Below are 18,560 nucleotides of genomic sequence, written 5' to 3' on the forward strand. Positions count from 1 at the left end.
TTGACTATTATTTTGGACGTTTGAGCAAAGTTAAGGCAAGGATGTAAAACTAAGCTAAGTTGTTGTGCTTTTTTGTTACCCGCTAATACACAAGCCCTTAGCCCTTAGTTAATATAAAATTATATATTCGCGTCCAACATACTTTTCATTTCATCGGCCAATATTGGCTGCGCTTTTGAGTTTGGGTGAATGCCATCGGCTTGCATCATACTTGGATCGGTGGCGACTTTTTCGATAAAAAATTCCAGTAAAGTGACCTCAGATTGCTTGGCGACATCGATAAACACTTGTTCAAACATTTGGTTATAGCGCGGGCCATAATTAGGTGGAATTTTTACTTTCGATAATAAAACCTGTACATTTTTAGCCTTAGCTTTTGATATTATTTGTAACAAGTTGTTTTTTATGAGCTTTGGTGGGAAGCCTCGTAGGCCATCATTGCCGCCCAACTCAATTAACAATATATCAACTTTATTTTGCTCTAAAATAGCGTCAATCCTAGATAGACCGCCTTCTGTAGTCTCACCACTGATGCTGGCGTTTTTAATACGATAAGTGGCTTTTTCGCTTTCGAGTTGTTGATTGAGAAGATAAACCCACCCCTGTTTTTCTTCCATGCCGTAACTTGCACTTAGGCTATCACCTAGTAGTAAAATAGTATTGTGAGCCAAAACCTTTTGGCTTAACGTAACAGTAAGTAATATGACAAGAAACAGGGACAATTTTTTAAGCATGAATAAAGATTCCGAAATTATTCTAGAATGCCGCGCAGTCAGTAAAAAAGTGACAACAGCCGCGACCAAGGGTCAAGATAATGTGCTGACCATCTTGCGAACAATTGACCTGCAAGTCAAGTCTGGTGAAAGCTTAGCAATTATCGGCGCATCCGGCTCAGGTAAAACGACTTTGCTATCATTGATGGCCGGTCTTGATGTGCCAAGCGACGGTGAAATTTATTTAAAAGGCTTACCGTTGCATCAATACGATGAAGAGCAACGCAGTCAAGTTCGTGCCCAACATGTGGGCTTTATTTTCCAATCGTTCTTATTGATCTCCAGTTTAACCGCGTTAGAAAATGTCATGCTGCCAGCAGAGCTGGCTGGCGATACTCAAGCACGAGAAAAAGCAGAAGCGATGCTTACTCGTGTAGGTCTTGGTGACCGTTTTGAACATTATCCAAGTCAATTATCCGGCGGTGAGCAGCAGCGTGTCGCCATTGCCCGTGCCTTTATCAGCAAACCTGATATTTTGTTTGCTGATGAGCCAACCGGTAACCTAGATGCTAATACTGGTGAAACCATTAATCAGTTATTGTTTGAACTAAACAAACAACAGGGCACAACATTAGTGCTAGTTACCCATGACACCGATTTAGCGCAACGTTGCCAGCGACAACTCACCATGCACGCCGGTGAATTTGTCAGTCAGCAAGCGGCAATCGCTGAGGTGGTATAATGACGATGCCTATGTGGATGCGGCATTCATTGCGCTTATTTAAGCACGAACTGAGACGTGGCGAACTGACCATTATCTGTTTTGCGATCATTTTGGCGGTTGCTACGGTATTTTCCCTTTCAGGGTTTAGTGATCAAATTCGTTCAGCGTTGATTAGCAAGAGCAACAGCTTTATCGCCTCGGACAGGGTGTTGCAATCTAGTCGTCCTGTTGACCAAGCCATATTAAACGAAGCGCAGCAGCAAGGATTAGGACAGGCCAGTGTGTTGTTGTTCTCATCTATGGTGTTCTCTGATGATGAAATGTTACTGGCATCAGTGAAAGCGGTGACTGAACAATACCCATTGCGTGGGGAGCTATTAATTGATAACAACCATCAACGTATAGTTGGCAACCAACCGCAATCAGGCACCGTATGGGTTGCGCCAAGCTTATTGGAAAAAATGAGCTTAAATGTGGGGGATAGCCTGGAAATCGGCGTCGCAACATTTACCATTAGCGCCACCATCTTTCAGGAGCCTGATACCTCATTTTCTGTCTTTACCCAAGGTCCAAGGGTATTGATGAGTTTTACCGACGTTGAACAAACACAAGTCGTGCAACCCGGCTCCCGCTTAACCTATCGTTATTTATTTGCCGGTGAAGACTCGGTCATTGAGTCATTTGAAGAGTGGGTGAAACCGCAGGTATTAGAAACCCAGCGTTGGTATGACATTAAATCTCAACAATCTCCTCTTGCGAGAGCCTTGAACCGAGCCGAAAAATATTTGGCCTTAGGCAGCATGTTGGGCATCATCTTGGCAAGCGTTGCCGTCAGTGTTGCCGCGCGACGTTACGGGCAACGTCACCAACCTATGGTGGCAGTGTTTAAAGCCATGGGCGCATCACTGTCTCATATTCGCAAATTGTATTTGTTGCATTGGAGCTCTTTAGCGCTGTTCTCTATTATCAGCGGCCTGTTACTTGGAGCATTGATACTTGGCATCGGTTTGTTTTTTATCGGTGATTATTTGCCTTATGGCAGCAGTGAACTAGGCATATACCCATTTGCGGTTGCCGTATTTACCGGTGTTATCTGTGCGTTTGCGTTTGCTATTACACCAATGCAGTCGTTAATTTCGACACCTGTATTATCGGTTATTCGTGGCTTTACCAGTTTTGATAAACGCCGCGGCTGGCTCGGTAATATTCCGCCATTGGTCGCGGTATTCTTGTTGTTGTGGCTGTTTAGTCGAGATGTGGTGCTTACCTTAGCCTTGATGGTTGGCGGCGCTATCGCCATTGCTATTGTGTTGTTACTCGGTAGCATGTTGGTTAGTGTTGGTCGAAAAATTGGCTCTCAGGCAGGTCAAGGCATGCACTTGGCTATGGCTAACTTGAAACGCAGAGGCAAACAAAACAATGTGCAACTGATCAGCTTTACCGTAGCCATCAAGTTATTGCTGTTGATGCTGGTTGTTCGCAACGATTTGCTTGATGAGTGGCAAGGTCAATTGCCTGTCGATACGCCAAATCAATTTTTGGTGAATATCAATAAGCAACAAGTCGGCAATGTTGAACAGTTTTTGGCTGAGCATAATATGAGTGCCAGCAACCTGTACCCAATCGTTAGAGGTCGGCTCACGGCGATTAATGAAGAAACCGTCAGTAAAGAAGCGTCAAAAGAAGAGCAAGATGGTTCTGATCGTGGTCGCCAAGGCATTGGCCGTGAATTGAATTTGACCTGGCATAATCAATTACCCAAAGAAAATAAGATCATCGAAGGTGACTGGTTTGTCGACGCTGAAAAAAAGGCACAGGTGTCGGTTGAATCCCGTGTTGCTGAGCGCTTAAAGCTAAACATTGGTGATACCATTAGCTTTCAAATTGGTGCACAAAACGTCACCGTACCGGTCACCAGTATTCGTGAAGTGAATTGGCAAACCATGCAGCCGAACTTCTATATGATTTTTTCGGATGCTGTGTTGGATCAATTCCCAGCAACGTATATTGCCTCGATCCATGTTCCTCATGATAAAAAACGCGAAATGCAGCGTTTTTTAAGTCAATACCCAACCATCAGTGTGATTGATGTTGAGGCGATGCTAACGCAATTACGCGATGTGATTGAACAAGTCTCTTTGGCGGTCGAGTTTATTTTGATCTTGGTGCTTGTCGCAGGGGGGCTAGTGTTGATTGCACAAGTACAAGCGAGCATGGAAGAACGCGAACGTGAACTGGCTATATTGCGTACCTTAGGCGCGCGAGGAAGTTTATTAAAGGCGGCAACACTATTGGAGTTTGTCGTGTTAGGTGCGATTGCCGGATTGCTCGCGAGCTGGGGCATGGAAGTTGCCGTGCATGTGGTGCAACAGCGAGTATTTGATATGCAACCTAATTGGCATTTCGAATACTGGTTGCTTGGTATTGTCAGTGGCGCGGCGTTTGTTGGCTTGATGGGGTTGATCAGTTGTTACCGGTTAATGAACTTATCGAGCGTGACGCTAATTCGTCGTACTTTATAGTGATTTTTTTAGCCAGCTTTTATAGTGGCTAAGGTGCTAACAAGTCGTTAAGCGCTTCTTCTAATTGCGGATGCTGAAACATAAATTCAGCATCCGTTAATTTTTTGGGAATAACTTTTTGCCCAAATAAAAATAAATCTGCCATCTCTCCAAACAGTAAACGTAAAACAAAACCTGGCATTGTAGCCACATTAGGTCGATTCAAAATTTTCGCGAGTGTGGCACTGAATTCGGCATTGGTTACTGGGTTTGGCGCAGTTAAGTTGTAGCTGCCTTGGCAGTGGGGATGATTGAGTACAAACTCGATGGCACGCACCATATCATCAATATGGATCCAAGACATATATTGATGGCCGGTGGCGAAACGACCGCCTAAGCCCATCTTGTAAGGCAATAACATTTTTTTCAAAGCGCCATGGTTTTTATCCAAAACAATGCCGGTTCGCAATAAACAAACCCGAGTTTTTGCATGGCTTAGTAGGGCTTTTTGTTCCCAAACTTTGCAAACACGATGGGTAAATTCTTGATAGCATTCATCGAAGCTTTCATCAATCTCGACCGAATTTTGTCGTCCATAATAACCAATCGCCGAGCCTGAGATAAAGACCCTTGGAGGAGACGATGAATTGTTTAAGCGTTTTGATAAGCGATGGGTTAAATTCCAGCGACTATGGCAGATATTACGTTTTTGTTGCAAGCTCCAGCGCTTTTCGGCGATGGGTTCACCAGCTAGGTTTATAACCGCGTCGTAATCATTGAGATCATCGAGACCACGTATGCCATGCAGTAGTTGAATGTTCTCATCTTTTTTAAATAGGCAGTTAACCGAGACACGCTGCCGGGTCAGCACATCAAATTGATATTTGTGCTGATATTTCTTGATAAATGCGGATCCGATCAAGCCGGTACCACCTGTTAGTAGTATGCGTTTCACTGAATCGTTGTTTTCACTCAAAGAAAATCTGTATTGCTTTAAGTGTAGACGATAGGAACATTTTTAGCACCGCTCATATACCTTTTAAGCGAACTTTGTTAAGGTAAAAACATACTAAAAAATAACTAGTTAAGTTATCAACATGACTACTATAAAGCATACTGGTGCGGTGCGCGTACTGTTAATATTAACCTGCCTTGTTGTCATCATGGCAGGCATTAAAACCGCCAGTAATATCCTTATCCCGTTTTTACTCTCTGTATTTATTGCCATTATGTGCAACCCACTGGTCACCAAGGCTGAGCAATATAAGGTGCCCAAGGCTTTGGCTATTGTGCTGATCATCGCCTTATTCGTTGGTATAGGTATGACTTTGGCCGGCTTGATTGGCAATTCATTAAATGAATTGTCGTTATTAATGCCTGAATACAAAGCTCAAATTACACAAAAATTCGCTGGCTTAATAGACAAACTCGCAGACTACAATATCAATGTCTCATCAAAGTTGTTGGTACAGTATCTTGATCCCAGTGCGGCGATGGGCTTTGCTGCCGATATGCTATCTGGCTTTGGTGGCATCATGGCCAATGTGTTTTTGATCTTACTGACTGTGGTGTTTATGTTATTTGAAGCATCAAGTATCTCTGGGAAATTGCATTTGGCGTTGAAAGACCCAGAGATGAAAATAGAGCGAATTGACCGTTTTCTTACGTCAGTAAATCAATACGTGGCGATAAAAACCTGGGTCAGTTTATTAACCGGAACATTGGTTTCGGTGATGCTTTGGGTTATCGGATTAGATTTCTTTATTCTTTGGGGAGTCTTGGCTTTCCTGTTTAACTATATTCCAAATATTGGTTCTATTATTGCGGCGGTTCCGGCGGTGTTATTAGCATTTGTTCAGTTTGACCCAAGTGTGGCATTAGCCATAGGTGCAGGCTACATGGTAATCAATACGGTGATAGGCAACATGGTTGAACCTAGGTTTTTAGGTAAAGGCCTGGGTTTATCGACCCTTGTGGTGTTCTTGTCATTGATATTTTGGGGCTGGTTACTTGGCACCGTCGGTATGTTGTTGTCCGTGCCCTTAACCATGATCATTAAAATTGCCTTGGAAAGCTCAGAAGAGGGCAAATGGTTAGCGGTGATGCTTGGTGACGAAGATGAAGTTGAAGATAAGTTAAAGCCTGAAAATGAGCTAAAACCTGACAATGAACCGAGCTAAAATGTAGGTTACAAAGCAATAGGTAAAACAACATATAAAGTAAACGCAAAGCGAGAGACTAGCTCGCTTTGGCCATTCTACAATCATATTTTATTAGTTTGATAGCTGCGTTTGTAAGGTACTCATCCGTGCCTGAGTAAGCCGAATATAACAACGTTTATATTCAATGCCTGCACCACTGCCTGGTGCCATTAACTGATAGTGCAATTGACATTGTTTTAGCCGGTATCCGCTAAACGCCTGATTAGCTTGATGCATGGCTATAACGGCATCGTCGCGACCGGTGATACTGGCAAGTTCTTTGACTTGTTTCTCTAAGGTGATGAGTAAATCTTGATACTGGTTATCTAACGTTTTGATGTACACATCGAGGCATTCAGACAAGGCAACTTGGCTGTTACTGTGAGCGTCACACTCGTGGTTATTTAAAGCGGGTTTGGCAATCGATTGAGGCGAGTAGGGCAACAAGCCCACGGCACATAATAGGCAAATAATGCAGGCGCCAGACAGTAACTTATATTGCATATCTGGCTCCTAACGAACTATCTGATGAGCTACACACCCAACACTTTTTTGAAGGGTTTTACGGTGACGTTTTTGTATACGCCGGCAGCAATGTACGGATCGGCATCAGCCCAAGCTTTAGCTGCGTCTAATGAATCAAAGTCGATGACCAAAAGCGAACCGGTAAAACCTGACTGACCTGGGTCGTCACTGTCTATGGCTGGCAACGGCCCAGCAATTAGAAGCCGACCTTGATCTTGCAATTGTTGCAAACGTGCGAGATGTTTATCGCGCACGGACAAACGTTTTTGCAGCGAATTATCAACATCTTCACTGTAAATCATGTACCACATTATTCTTTGTCCTTTTGCGGGCTGCTTTCATCGTCTTCTGGTAAATATTTAAATACTGATATCACCGATACAATGGCAAAGATAAAGGTCATTGCGGTTAGGCCAAACACCTTGAAATTGACCCAAGTTTGTTGGTCGTAGTTAAACGCGACGTACCAGTTTGAAACAGCGCAGACAATGAAAAAACCAACCCATGCAAGGTTGAATTTAGTCCATACGCTTTCAGGCAATTGAAATTGCTCACCAAGAAAACTTTGCAGTAAGTTCTTGTTAAAAACGTATTTACCAACTAGCAAGGCCACGGCGAATAGGCTATTAATAATCGATACTTTCCACTTAATGAAGGTATCATCATTAAAGATAATCGTTAGGCTACCGAAGCCAACAATAAGCGCGAATATGACCCATTGTCGATTTGGGATCGGGTGCTTTTTAATCTTTAAAAATGCCATATGGATGACGGTAGCAACAATCAACGCACCGGTCGCGACGAAAATATCGTGAGTTTTATAAAAGATGAAAAATATAATTAAGGGAATGTATTCTAGTAATGCCATAGTATTGTCATTGTCGTAAAAAAATAAAATTTCAGTCGATACATAATTGGTGATTTTCTTGTCTAACAAGCGGCTTTAATATCGACAACTTACCCTAGTATATCAGTTAGCGGATTCGAGGCTAGATAGATGCAAAAATAAATCAGCATCGATTCGCCCTCGATGGCTTGAATCGACTTTATTCGGGTGCCTGATTTTATTCCAGGCGATGACTTTGCCCGCAACGTTTATCGGTTTAAAGCCAGGGTGCTCGGCAGGTGCATCAACACCAACAAACGCACATAAGCGACCAAAAGCATCTGCATCGCTCACCTTAATCGATAATAGATCCTGCTCTCGACCTTGAAAGTAATTGAATACCTGTTGTTGATGGCGCCGATAGCAATTGGCTAGCAGCGAATCTTGTTGCAGCATATCGGCGCTGTATGGACTAAACACCTGCAAAAAACTGTGTTTGATGTAGGGATTAAAGCCACCATGTTGACGAACTAGGTTATCGTGCATTCGTTGCAATAGCCGCCTAATGGATGCAATCCATGGCTGCATATCTCGTTCTAAATAAATAAAACGACTGCCAGGAAACGCTTTGTCTAAACCTTGGTAATCGCTAAACACTGGTGTGTCTGCAATGACATTAGCCTCTGCTAAGCAACGTTTGGTATAGCAGGTGTGGGCGACGTTAAAACCTAAATCGAGCATAGCCACGCAGACGCTGGTGGTTGCGGTGCGTGGTAAGCCGATAATGAAGATTTTACCCTTCATTTGTGGTGCAGCATCATTCATGGGGGTTAGCCAGCGTGATAACCAAACGGATCGTCGATGCTATGGGCAGGCTCGGTAAACCATTTAGGGCCGTTTTCGGTCATATAAAAATGATCTTCCAAACGCACACCAAATTCACCTGGAAGACAAAGCATTGGTTCATTTGAGAAACACATACCGTTTGCCAGTGGCGTTTGCTCACTTAGCACTAAATAGGGCCATTCATGGATGTCCAGCCCTATACCGTGTCCTGTACGATGCGGCAGACCGGGTAAATTGTAGTCAGGACCGTAGCCTTGTTCGCATAAGAAATCACGGGCTGCTTTGTCGGCGACACTGCAAGGCTGGCCAATTTGCGCCGCTGCAAATGCTTTAAGCTGCGCGTCTTTTTCATCTTGCCACACTTGGCGTTGACGTTGATTGGCTTCACCAAACACATAAGTGCGAGTGATATCAGAATTATAACCATGCAGTTGGCAGCCTGTATCGATCAAGACAATGTCATTGTGCTCAAGCGCTTTAGGGTTAGCGACACCATGCGGGTAGGCAGAATCTTCGCCAAATAATACAATACAAAAATAAGAGCCTGCCGGTGCGCCAAGGCGTTTATGTGCTTCGTTAATAAACGACTCGACTTCCTTTGTTGTTATACCTTCGCGTAGAATGCGCGCCGCTGCTTTGTGCACTTCTAATGTCATATCTTTGGCACGCTGTAATAGGGCGATTTCGGCAGCAGATTTTTGCATACGACAACCTGCGGTAACCACTTTAGCGTCAATTAACTTAAGCTGTCTTGCTGTTTGCTGAATGCCATTGGCAATAAAAAATGCGGTAGACTCATCAATGGCGATATTGCCATCTTTAATGCCCATATTGGCTAACGCATCAATGAATGTTTGATATGGACTAATATGTTCGTGCCAACTATTGACCTTGCCCTTGATCACCATAAATTGTTTAAGGGTATCAATTTCAAAATGTGGAGCAATATATTCAATATCGCCATTGGCTGGAATAATCGCGCCAACCATGCGCTCGGAAGCGTACCAGCGAGTACCGGTGAAATAGTATAAATTGGTACCTGCGTTTACGTAGGTTGCGGCAATATTATGCTCGCGCATTATCGCTTGCGCTTTATTGACCCGTTGACTGAATTCTTGTTCAGTAATCGCCTCAACATCGCTGGTCATGTCGGTTAATTTTGCTAACTCCAACTCTGCTGTCGAGCCACCAATTCCGTTATTCGTCATCATCATATCCAAAATTAATTATATGCGTTGTAGAGTACGGATTTGAGTGCTTAAAGCAAGTGCTAAGGTATTAAAAATGCCATCAATTGCGTTTATTTACAGGCAAAGAGCGTTATGTTTGGGGACCATCAAATTCTTCCCACGCTTGCATCGCTTCGGCAACCGTCATAACCGATGGGCCGCCGCCCATATACATAGCTACCTCACACACTTCTTTAAATTCTGCGTAGCTTGTGCCCATATTGATCAACGCTTTTACATGAAAACCAATACAGCCTTCACAACGGTTTGCGATAGCGACTGCGGTCGCTATGAATTCCTTGGTTTTCGCCGATAGGGCACCGTCTTGCGAGCAGCCTCGTGCCATGGCAGAAAAACCGCCAAAAACCGGGTTTTGCTCCTTGCGGAATTTGTTTAATTGCTTAGAAATATTTTGTGTTGCTTCGGTATAATTCATCAATCATTCCACCTTTATCAGGACATGTGTTTTAGGTAAATAAAGCTGATTTCATTATATACCTTACATTAGATAATACTAATATTAGTTGTTGCTAATATATTGGGCTCTTATATAATACGGGAATATGACAGTATATGAGGTAGATAACATGTTAAAAACCATGCCCGAACTTATGGCCGGTGTATATCCAAACATTCGTCGCATTAGTGCAGAGCAAGCTCAACTTGAATTGCAACAAAAACCTGGCTTGCTTGTTGATGTCAGAGAACCGGCAGAGTGTGCCAAAGGAATGGCCAGTGACGCGGTGAATATTCCCCGAGGCATTCTTGAAGCAAAATTATTGGAGTTGGTTAAAGATGCAACACAGCCGATATATTTGCATTGTGCAGCAGGAGTACGAGCGTCGTTAGCAGCCGAGTCGATTATGCGCCTTGGTTATCAACACGTGACGGCGATCAGTTGTAAAAGTGATGCTGTTATTTCGGCATTTTCTTAACGTTATCTCGAACGGATATCGCGCTAAAACGAACAAGGGATCGACATGAGGTCAATCCCTTGTTCGTTTTAGCCCTTAGCCTTTAGCTCTGAGCTTTAGCCTTTTCGTTGACGCTGCTTGCGAGCGAGGTATTTTTCCATCGACTTAGCAACGGCGAAGAAGGCAAAACTGGCGGTAACATGTGTCGCCGCACCAAAACCACCGCTGCAATCGAGTCGCATTGCACCCTCATTATTTTGTTTCGCATGACAAACGCTGCCATCTTGCGCTGGGTACTTTAGTTGCTCTGATGAAAATACCGCATCTATAGCGAATTTACGCTTGCCTTCGCGCGGGTAGTTAAATTGGCGACGTAACTGATTCTTTACCTTGGCCAATAACGGATCTTGATAGGTTTTGCTTAAATCGCAAATCGCTATTTTGCTGGGATCGGTTTGCCCACCGGCACCACCTATGGTGATAATCGGAATCTTATTACGCTTGCAATGTTGAATAATGGCGGTTTTGACTTTTACCGAGTCAATGGCATCAATGACATAGTCAAAACTTTGCTGCAATAACTCGGCTAAATTGTCTTCGGTGACAAAATCGTCGACTTCATTGACCTGACAGTCGGGGTTTATTTGACGCAGGCGTCGTGCCATGACATCAACTTTGCTTTCGCCAATTGTGTCTGCCAATGCGTGGATTTGACGGTTGGTATTGGTGATGCAAATATCATCCAAATCAATTAAGGTGATGTTGCCAACACCATTGCGTGCCAATGCTTCTGCCGCCCAAGAGCCAACGCCGCCAATGCCAATAACACAAAAATGTGCATCTTTAATATCGCTCGCAGCTTGTACACCGTATAAGCGTTCAATACCACCGAAACGTAATGAGTAATCAGACATCAATAAATTCGACAAATTAGGGTAAATAAAAAGGCGGCTATTATAGCGATAAAATCATCAGCTTGCATCTGCTTGCGAGAGAAAGCGCCATTCGATGCTAATAGATCTGACCTCTAGCGAGTTAGTGTCGAATTAGGCTAGAGGCGTAAATAAATGCAGGGAAGGGCGAAAGCACATGCCACTGTCGAGATGATTGCACTTGTGCTGAGAAATACTAAACGCTGAAAAGCTATTAGAAGCGATAGGATATCCCCATACCTGGACCGCTTATTTCCATGTTATAGATAAAACCTTGGTCTTTGTAATCGACTTCCATATAGCGATAAAAGTACTTTAATGACCAATTTTCGCTGAGCTTATGATCCAAAACCGCACTAACCAGATAAGATTCATCCGAGCCGACGCCAAACCCACCGGTTTCCAAACGGCCTTGCACAGCGAAGGTGTTATTTAGTTTATGTATTACGTGGATACCCACTAAAGGGTCAACCCAGTCACTGCCTATTTGCGCTTGATTAGCGCCATTGGCGGTTTCAATTTGGATATTAGTGTCGACTTCCATACCGCGAGCCCCGATGTAGCTATATAACTCGGTGTCACTCGATTCATAGACTTTATAGCCAACCCCCATATCAAATACGTAGCCTTCGATGTCAATATGGACATTACCATCTTGAGCGCCATAATTGGCAAGAGATTGCTTGTCATTGACATCTAAGTAAATCAGCTCTGAATACAATAACCAGTTGTCTTTACGGGCGTTAAAATTACCCATAAATGCGGCATCGGTATGATCGATTAAGGTTTGAAAATCTATATCGACTTCTGATTGTTTGCCGCGCTCTTGACCTGCGGGGCCCTGGCGATAAGATCCTGATTCACCCTCATTTTTGGCACCCCATACGAAGGGGGTAAACTCAAACTGCCATTCATCTTTTTTAGTTTTTGTGGTACTGGTACCAGCCAAGGCGGAGGTCGTTGCAAAAGCAAGTGTCGCTGCAATAATTAGCTTCATGTTCATCAATCGGGCCTGTCAAAACCTATCAAATATATGGCGCTACTATAGTGATGGCTATTTATGATGGCTAATGATTTAAATGTATAGGTAGTATGCGCTATGTGCATAATGCGTTAAAGACACGCCGTGCACTGACGTTAGGCGACCTTCTTTGTTAACAGCTTGAGTATTAATGGAAATTAATGAAGGTGCTGATGCGTTTTAATAGATGCTCACGAAACCATTGATGATCTAGACTATTCTCGCTGCGGCGATGTTCAATCAACATAAATTGAATTCTTACGTCTTTGGGTAAGTCAAATTGAAAGAGAGGGGTGCATATATTGTGTACTAATGGATCTTGTAATAGGCCTTTGACACAAGGCATGACCGCATTTGAGTTTTGTAATACTTTGATCAGGTTACTGGCTTGAGTTGAACGAAATTGCACTCGGCGTTTGACGTTAAACCTTTGCATTAATTCTTCACTCGGTCCTCTAAAATCTCGAGTATTTTCATTACCGACCATAAGTTCGGCAAACGGGTATTTCGCACACTGTTCGAGAGTCACATGGCTTTGCTTTGCTAATGGGTGACCCTTGCGAGCAATAATGACCACATCTACGGTTCCTAATGGTGTACCAAGAAAGCTACTTGGCAGATCTCGTTTTATTGATAAAGCAAAGTCCAACTGACCAGACTCTAACATGGGTAATGGATTCTCTTCTGCCGGCAATTCTGAAAAACTGACGTTAGGTGCCTGCTCCATGATGGTTTGATATAGTGGCAATATATTGGTGTAGCCCATGATGGCGGGTAAAGAAATACTAAAGTGGGATTCGCATAATGCGGGGGTAAATTCATCCTTTTGCACAAATTGATTTAAATGTTCAAGTAGATCCGGCAGCATGGCTTCCAGTTGTAGGGCTTTATCCGTTGGCAGGATACCGGTGGCGGTGCGATGAAATAATGGGTCATCGAACAAATCTCGTAGTCTATTCAAGGTGCGACTCATCGCCGATTGTGAGAGAAACAAGGCATCCGCCGCGCGGGAAACGTTGCGGTATTTTAACAATACTGATAATGATACCAATAAATTCAAATCAACACGTGCCAGTTGTTGCTCAACCATTACCTTTTACCAATCCAGCTGTTTATTACACCGAAACATTTACACCGAAACATCTATACCGAAGCGTTCGCACAAAGCCTTCGCGTAGAAATATTTGCATAGCAGCGTTGTCTGCTAAGCATAAATAAAGTGTAACAGTGGACCCTGATAAGGCAAATTCATTGCCGTTTTGAGTAAACTAAAATGCTGATTTAACTAAGCAAATTTAGCTTGTTCGAGAGAAAGGGGGATAATTGACGGTAATAAAAAACCGCCGTTAATGGCGTTTTCTATTTTTACTTTGTTTAATGTCTTGCTCACGCTTATCACCGGCTCGCGGCAACGTTTCTTCAAGATCGTTTAGGCTTTTGCGACGAATTGGGCTATTACTTCGTCGCAGCAATGATAAGTTGCCAATTATGGCTGCTAGCGCCAGTAAACAAATTAGAATAATAAGCCAGTTAGGCATGGGAAGTCTCCAAGTCTGGATGTGAAGGCGGGCACACATTGACGACAAATTGTTGGCATAGCAAGTCGAGGTTATCAAGCACTGTTTGTTTGTTGTGCAGCTCACTGGCGGCGATAAGTTGATGCCAATCACTAACATCAAAGGCTTGCATATAGATCTTAGCTAATGGTGCATAAGATAAGTGCCAAGGTTCTTCGGCGACACCATTGCGATAGTCTTGATAGGGGCGATAAAAACCAAAGCGCTGCATGTTGGCATCAAGCCAACGGTTAAGTGGTGCTTGTGGTCCGTTATCTTGATATTCCCAAGGTTCTAACTGCAATGCTTGCTGGTTTTGTAAGTCGGGATCATAGACGTCGATATCGGTGCCCCAATGATGGCGACTGCCACCAGGCAAGGCTGAGAACAACATCGTGGCTTGCACGTGTTCAAGTTCGCTCAATACGCTGCAATCAATCACCTTATTCTCTCTGTTCTTGATTGCACGCTTGCCAGTCAACTTGGCATTGACCAAGTGTAACTGACGAGTAAAGTTGCGAAAGCCACTGGCAACCTGCAGATTAAAACCTGCTGCTTTTGCGGCTCGTTGCATATGATTAAACGCAGCTAGCATGTTCTTATGAATACCGGCACCATTGTCTAGCCAATGAATGTGTTCATCGGTGAGGCCATATACTTGTTCTGTTGTAATCTTGTGTGCCGTTGCCATAGTGTTTAATCAATTCATTATCTTTAATCGTTATCAACTAACAATTTTTTCATAACCAGATAATACATTTCAACCAAGTCATCGAGATCCTGACAGTTCACGCATTCATTTACTTTATGAATGGTCGCGTTAGTCGGTCCCAATTCAACCACTTGTGCACCTGTTGGTGCTATAAAGCGACCATCTGATGTGCCACCTGATGTTGATGGGGTGGCATCGACACCGTTACTTTCTTTAACCGCTGAGATAACCGCATCAAGTAATGCCCCCGGTTCGGTTAAAAACGGTCTGCCATTAAACGTCCAGTGAACATCATAGTCGAGCTCATGGCTATCAAGAATATCGACAACTTTATCGACAATGATTTGATCGTTTATCTCGGTACTGTAGCGCAAGTTAAAAATGGTATGCAATTCACCTGGTACCACATTGGTCGCACCGGTACCTGAATTTAAATTTGATATTTGCAAACTCGTTGGTGGGAAATAGTCATTGCCTTCATCCCATTGATATTGCGCTAACTCAGCTAACGCTGGCGCAACCATATGGATTGGGTTTTTCACCAAATGAGGGTAGGCGACATGACCCTGTATGCCATGCACTTGCACATCCGCGGTAATAGAGCCTCGACGACCGTTTTTAACGATGTCACCACATTTATTGGTACTCGATGGTTCCCCAACAATACACCAATCTATTTTTTCATTGCGTGCTTCTAGGGTATCTATGACACGTGTCGTACCGTTAATGAATGGTCCCTCTTCATCAGAGGTTATTAAAAACGCAATCGAACCATTATGGTATGGATAATCTTTGACAAAGCGTTCAGTAGCGACAATCATCGCCGCCAATGAACCTTTCATGTCGGCAGCACCTCGACCGTACAGCCAACCATCTTTAATAACTGGCGTAAATGGATCGGTATGCCATTTATCTAGGTTACCAACAGGAACAACATCGGTGTGTCCGGCAAAACAAAATACCGGGTCGCTATCACCGCGTCGCGACCATAAGTTGGTGGTATCTTCAAACACCATGGTTTCATTATTGAAGCCAAGTGCCGCTAAACGCTGTTTCATTAACTCTTGGCAACCTTCGTCTACTGGTGTTATCGATGGACGCGATACCAGTTCCTCGGTTAACTCTATAACTTCGGATTTATTACTCATGACCAAATAACTCTTGATACTGAGCAGCTTTAAAACCTAGGTGCAATTCACCGTTGTGCATTAATAGCGGACGTTTTAGCAAGGTAACATGTTCTAACACTGTGTTGGCGGCAACATCGCCTTGCAAGTTGTCTTTGACGTCTTGCTCGAGGTTACGATAGGTGGTGCTACGTTTATTGATCAGTGAAGACCAATCGCTTTTGCCGCTAAAGTCGGCCAATAGGTCGGCATTAAGACCATCTTTACGTAAATCGTGAAAAGTGTATTCGATGTTGGCGCTGTCTAGCCACGTTAATGCTTTTTTGACCGTATCGCAGTTATGGATACCATATATAGTTGTCATAGAGTCTATCTTACGTTTGAGTTTATTCTGTATCGTTATTAATGACTAGGTACTCGGCACGCCTTAAGGCTGAAATGGCATTTGCCAGGGTATGGTTCTTCACCAAAATATAGTCGGTATCAAATGTCGATATGGCAAAAATACTGATCTCTTGTTTTGCCAACACACCTGAAATATCGGATAAAATACCCGTCAATGAAAACCCTAGCGGCCCCAACACTTCCAAGGCTCGCCAGTCAGACTCTGCTTCTAAGCTTTGCAGCTCAAAACTGGTTGGCAAAACGATGGACAATTCATCATGGGTTTTGCCGATAAAAAACACGCCTGCGGTGAATACCTGTTCTGGAATTTTGGTTTCAGGGGTAAAGCTATGAATGGTAAACGTGTTTGCTAACACCTCTAACGTTTGTTTTGCCATACGGATCCCTTTTAGCTACCTAAATTACCTATTGATCCATACTATAACGCAGGGGCCATTTTAATGGTATTGCTTTTTCTTTTGTTACACTGCGACTAAATCGCCGTAGAAACCCGTACAAACTATATATAAGCGTGATATTAAACGACTTTTTCTATCTGTTAAGACGTTTTTTTAAACATTGGATAAACCTGTTATTATCCACAAAAGGTGTGGGTAATTGTGTATATAAGCTCTGACAACATCCGTAAGTATATGTAAATATTAGTTTATTTTAATAGGTTAAAAAACGTCCGGTTATGGTGGTTGTGTATAAAAACAACCTAAATTGATCTTTTAAAGTGTTTGTATGCAAAAGTGATCAAGTGCTTAAAAGTTGACAGTTAAACGATCCGTTTACGAGCAAATAGTTGTAAAATAAGATCAATCTTTGACCAATAGGGCAAAAGGTGATCGGCTTAAAGGATATGTTTTGTAACAATCACGCCATTAAAATTGTTACGCGTAGTTGCGATAAGTATGTTATCTTTTAACTGATAAGTTTATTTTTAAAGCCGCGCTTTATATAAGCTAGAACACTGCAACTCTTGTTGGACATCGGACAAATTTCTGACTATGCAACAGCACCTATACGATATATATAAAACTGGCGTCAAATACATTGATACTTGGCCTAAACGTCCAGAATTGATCAATTACTTTCCTCAATATCGAGCGGTATTAGCGAGCCGGTTCGTGTTGCGTTACGCACCACCTTTGGCTGCACTGGCATTTATATTGCCGCTGATGTTTTTTGGCGTAGAGCAGCTTAAGCAAGCGTTATTCTATGGTATTTTCATTGCATCAATGCCTTTTCAAGCTGTGGTTTACATGGCCAAACAAGCGAAAGAGTTATTGCCACCTTCGTTGGCTAACTGGTATCGACAGGGTGTTGAAAAATTAAAGCAAGAAATGGAAGACCTAGAACTCACCGCGAACAAGCCAACCTATCATGACTTGGCAACCTTGCTAAATTACTCTTATAACCAACGTATGTAATTATATTGCTGTACAAACAACACTATGAACACAAAAAAACGCATCGAAAGATGCGTTTTTACGTTTAGATGATGGCTTTTTAATGTCACTGTTTTTGATACAAGCGTATCAAGAAGTCCGCTTCGCAAACAAAATTAGTCGATAATGATAATTGCTCGGTCAATTGCGCTGAGCTTTTAAAGGCAAATGGTGTCATAGCCAATAATTTAAGCGCCATTTGACCGTCATCAAAGGTCATGTCATAACGTAAACGTTGTTCATCCACTAGGGTAAAGCCCTCAATCTGACTTTTACTTTCATCATGGAGCTTGGCTTCTCTATAAATCGATTGCTTAAGTTGCCATAGGTGGCGAGCGGCTGGCGTAACCGTCAATAAGTAACCCTTGTCACTTAGTAAGCGCTTGAACTCATTCGCTTTTATCGGCGCATATATGGAATACAACCATTCTACCGAGCCATCCTCAAAAGGTAACTGGGCGATAGATGCAACACTAAAATGACACTGCGGATATTTTTTAGAGGCGATACGTACGGCATTTTTTGCAATATCAATGCCGTACACTGTGGTGTCCGTTGCCGCATGAGCCGCGGTGTAATAGCCTTCACCGCAGCCGGCATCAACAACGCATGCATTAGGCATATATTGTTGTTGCATGCTAACAATGGTGTCGCGCAATGGCTGATAATAACCCGCGTCTAAAAAGGCTCGGCGAGCATTGACCATGTCTTTATTATCGCCTGGGTTTTTAGAGTGCTTAAATTGCACCGGCAACAAATTAACGTAACCTTCTTTGGCTATGTCGAAGCTGTGTTTTTGCGCGCATTGATAGCTGTTATTTACCCTTGCTAACGGTTCGCCGCAAATAGGGCAGCTGTATTTTGCCTGCTGGATCATGATCTGTATCCGTATCTA

The 18,560-nt window shown here is 43.1% G+C and carries 22 protein-coding genes; 5 read left to right on the forward strand and 17 right to left on the reverse strand.

All coding sequences use genetic code 11. The features are described from left to right. Positions 1-119: 119 nt before the first annotated feature. On the reverse strand, positions 120-671 hold the full coding sequence (locus tag HII16_RS09720; RefSeq protein WP_248289571.1) for an arylesterase: 552 nt from the start codon (positions 669-671) through the stop codon (positions 120-122). A gap of 61 nt (positions 672-732) precedes the next feature. Here HII16_RS09720 and HII16_RS09725 point away from each other — a divergent pair, with 61 nt between their 5' ends. Continuing rightward, positions 733-1,455, forward strand: a complete 723-nt coding sequence (locus HII16_RS09725; protein WP_169129679.1) for an ABC transporter ATP-binding protein — start codon at positions 733-735, stop codon at positions 1,453-1,455. Continuing rightward, the gene (locus HII16_RS09730; protein ID WP_248289572.1) at positions 1,455-3,959 is read left to right on the forward strand and encodes an FtsX-like permease family protein; all 2,505 of its coding nucleotides are present in this window, start codon (positions 1,455-1,457) and stop codon (positions 3,957-3,959) included. The genes HII16_RS09725 and HII16_RS09730 overlap by 1 nt, the downstream gene beginning before the upstream one ends. A gap of 28 nt (positions 3,960-3,987) precedes the next feature. Here HII16_RS09730 and HII16_RS09735 read toward each other — a convergent pair whose 3' ends face one another. Further along, positions 3,988-4,914 (reverse strand): TIGR01777 family oxidoreductase, encoded by a 927-nt coding sequence (locus HII16_RS09735; protein ID WP_211183471.1) that lies wholly within the window; start codon positions 4,912-4,914, stop codon positions 3,988-3,990. A 121-nt stretch (positions 4,915-5,035) separates the two neighbouring features. Here HII16_RS09735 and HII16_RS09740 point away from each other — a divergent pair, with 121 nt between their 5' ends. Further along, a complete protein-coding gene (locus HII16_RS09740) occupies positions 5,036-6,118 on the forward strand; it encodes an AI-2E family transporter (RefSeq protein ID WP_169129681.1) in 1,083 nt (360 codons plus the stop codon). A gap of 93 nt (positions 6,119-6,211) precedes the next feature. Here the strand turns inward: HII16_RS09740 and HII16_RS09745 are convergent, their stop codons facing one another. The 6 genes from HII16_RS09745 to HII16_RS09770 all read right to left on the reverse strand — a co-directional run bounded on the left by HII16_RS09745 (position 6,212) and on the right by HII16_RS09770 (position 10,001). Continuing rightward, positions 6,212-6,643, reverse strand: coding sequence for a lysozyme inhibitor LprI family protein (locus HII16_RS09745; protein WP_169129683.1), 432 nt, complete (start codon positions 6,641-6,643; stop codon positions 6,212-6,214). 29 nt (positions 6,644-6,672) lie between these two features. Beyond that, on the reverse strand, positions 6,673-6,975 hold the full coding sequence (locus HII16_RS09750) for a YciI family protein (protein ID WP_135437297.1): 303 nt from the start codon (positions 6,973-6,975) through the stop codon (positions 6,673-6,675). After that, entirely contained in the window at positions 6,975-7,532 is a 558-nt protein-coding gene (locus tag HII16_RS09755) for a septation protein A (protein ID WP_169129685.1), read from the reverse strand. The genes HII16_RS09750 and HII16_RS09755 overlap by 1 nt, the downstream gene beginning before the upstream one ends. A 102-nt stretch (positions 7,533-7,634) precedes the next feature. Then, on the reverse strand, positions 7,635-8,315 hold the full coding sequence (locus HII16_RS09760) for a sulfotransferase (protein WP_248289573.1): 681 nt from the start codon (positions 8,313-8,315) through the stop codon (positions 7,635-7,637). 5 nt (positions 8,316-8,320) lie between these two features. Beyond that, positions 8,321-9,544, reverse strand: a complete 1,224-nt coding sequence (locus HII16_RS09765; RefSeq protein ID WP_169129687.1) for a Xaa-Pro peptidase family protein — start codon at positions 9,542-9,544, stop codon at positions 8,321-8,323. A 112-nt stretch (positions 9,545-9,656) separates the two neighbouring features. Beyond that, positions 9,657-10,001, reverse strand: coding sequence for a carboxymuconolactone decarboxylase family protein (locus HII16_RS09770; RefSeq protein WP_135437294.1), 345 nt, complete (start codon positions 9,999-10,001; stop codon positions 9,657-9,659). 151 nt (positions 10,002-10,152) lie between these two features. On the opposite strand from HII16_RS09770, the gene HII16_RS09775 reads away from it, so the two are divergent. Then, positions 10,153-10,500 (forward strand): rhodanese-like domain-containing protein, encoded by a 348-nt coding sequence (locus HII16_RS09775; protein ID WP_169129689.1) that lies wholly within the window; start codon positions 10,153-10,155, stop codon positions 10,498-10,500. Positions 10,501-10,595: 95 nt separating this feature from the next. On the opposite strand, the gene tcdA is transcribed toward HII16_RS09775, so the two are convergent. The 8 genes from tcdA to HII16_RS09815 form a co-directional block, all read right to left on the reverse strand. Further along, a complete protein-coding gene (gene tcdA, locus HII16_RS09780; protein WP_169129691.1) occupies positions 10,596-11,393 on the reverse strand; it encodes a tRNA cyclic N6-threonylcarbamoyladenosine(37) synthase TcdA in 798 nt (265 codons plus the stop codon). A gap of 232 nt (positions 11,394-11,625) precedes the next feature. Next, positions 11,626-12,414 (reverse strand): hypothetical protein, encoded by a 789-nt coding sequence (locus HII16_RS09785; protein ID WP_169129693.1) that lies wholly within the window; start codon positions 12,412-12,414, stop codon positions 11,626-11,628. A gap of 166 nt (positions 12,415-12,580) precedes the next feature. Next, positions 12,581-13,522 carry a LysR family transcriptional regulator gene (locus HII16_RS09790; RefSeq protein WP_169129695.1) on the reverse strand — a complete coding sequence of 314 codons (942 nt, stop codon included), beginning with the start codon at positions 13,520-13,522 and terminating at the stop codon, positions 12,581-12,583. 256 nt (positions 13,523-13,778) lie between these two features. Further along, positions 13,779-13,970 carry a hypothetical protein gene (locus HII16_RS09795; RefSeq protein ID WP_169129697.1) on the reverse strand — a complete coding sequence of 64 codons (192 nt, stop codon included), beginning with the start codon at positions 13,968-13,970 and terminating at the stop codon, positions 13,779-13,781. After that, positions 13,963-14,679, reverse strand: coding sequence for a M15 family metallopeptidase (locus HII16_RS09800; protein WP_169129699.1), 717 nt, complete (start codon positions 14,677-14,679; stop codon positions 13,963-13,965). The genes HII16_RS09795 and HII16_RS09800 overlap by 8 nt, the downstream gene beginning before the upstream one ends. Before the next feature lie 23 nt (positions 14,680-14,702). After that, positions 14,703-15,848 (reverse strand): succinyl-diaminopimelate desuccinylase, encoded by a 1,146-nt coding sequence (gene dapE, locus HII16_RS09805; RefSeq protein WP_169129701.1) that lies wholly within the window; start codon positions 15,846-15,848, stop codon positions 14,703-14,705. Next, positions 15,841-16,191 (reverse strand): Spx/MgsR family RNA polymerase-binding regulatory protein, encoded by a 351-nt coding sequence (locus tag HII16_RS09810; protein WP_169129703.1) that lies wholly within the window; start codon positions 16,189-16,191, stop codon positions 15,841-15,843. Before HII16_RS09810 ends, dapE begins: the two co-directional genes overlap by 8 nt. 22 nt (positions 16,192-16,213) lie before the next feature. After that, entirely contained in the window at positions 16,214-16,609 is a 396-nt protein-coding gene (locus HII16_RS09815) for an ACT domain-containing protein (RefSeq protein WP_169129705.1), read from the reverse strand. A gap of 615 nt (positions 16,610-17,224) precedes the next feature. Here HII16_RS09815 and yfbV point away from each other — a divergent pair. Further along, on the forward strand, positions 17,225-17,647 hold the full coding sequence (gene yfbV, locus HII16_RS09820; RefSeq protein WP_135437284.1) for a terminus macrodomain insulation protein YfbV: 423 nt from the start codon (positions 17,225-17,227) through the stop codon (positions 17,645-17,647). A gap of 85 nt (positions 17,648-17,732) precedes the next feature. On the opposite strand, the gene rlmA is transcribed toward yfbV, so the two are convergent. Further along, positions 17,733-18,542: a 23S rRNA (guanine(745)-N(1))-methyltransferase gene (gene rlmA / locus HII16_RS09825; protein WP_169129707.1), complete on the reverse strand. Its 810-nt coding sequence runs from the start codon at positions 18,540-18,542 to the stop codon at positions 17,733-17,735. Between the last annotated feature and the right edge of the window lie 18 nt (positions 18,543-18,560).

The sequence above is a fragment of the Thalassotalea sp. Y01 genome (assembly GCF_012932945.1).
Lineage (GTDB): Bacteria > Pseudomonadota > Gammaproteobacteria > Enterobacterales > Alteromonadaceae > Thalassotalea_A.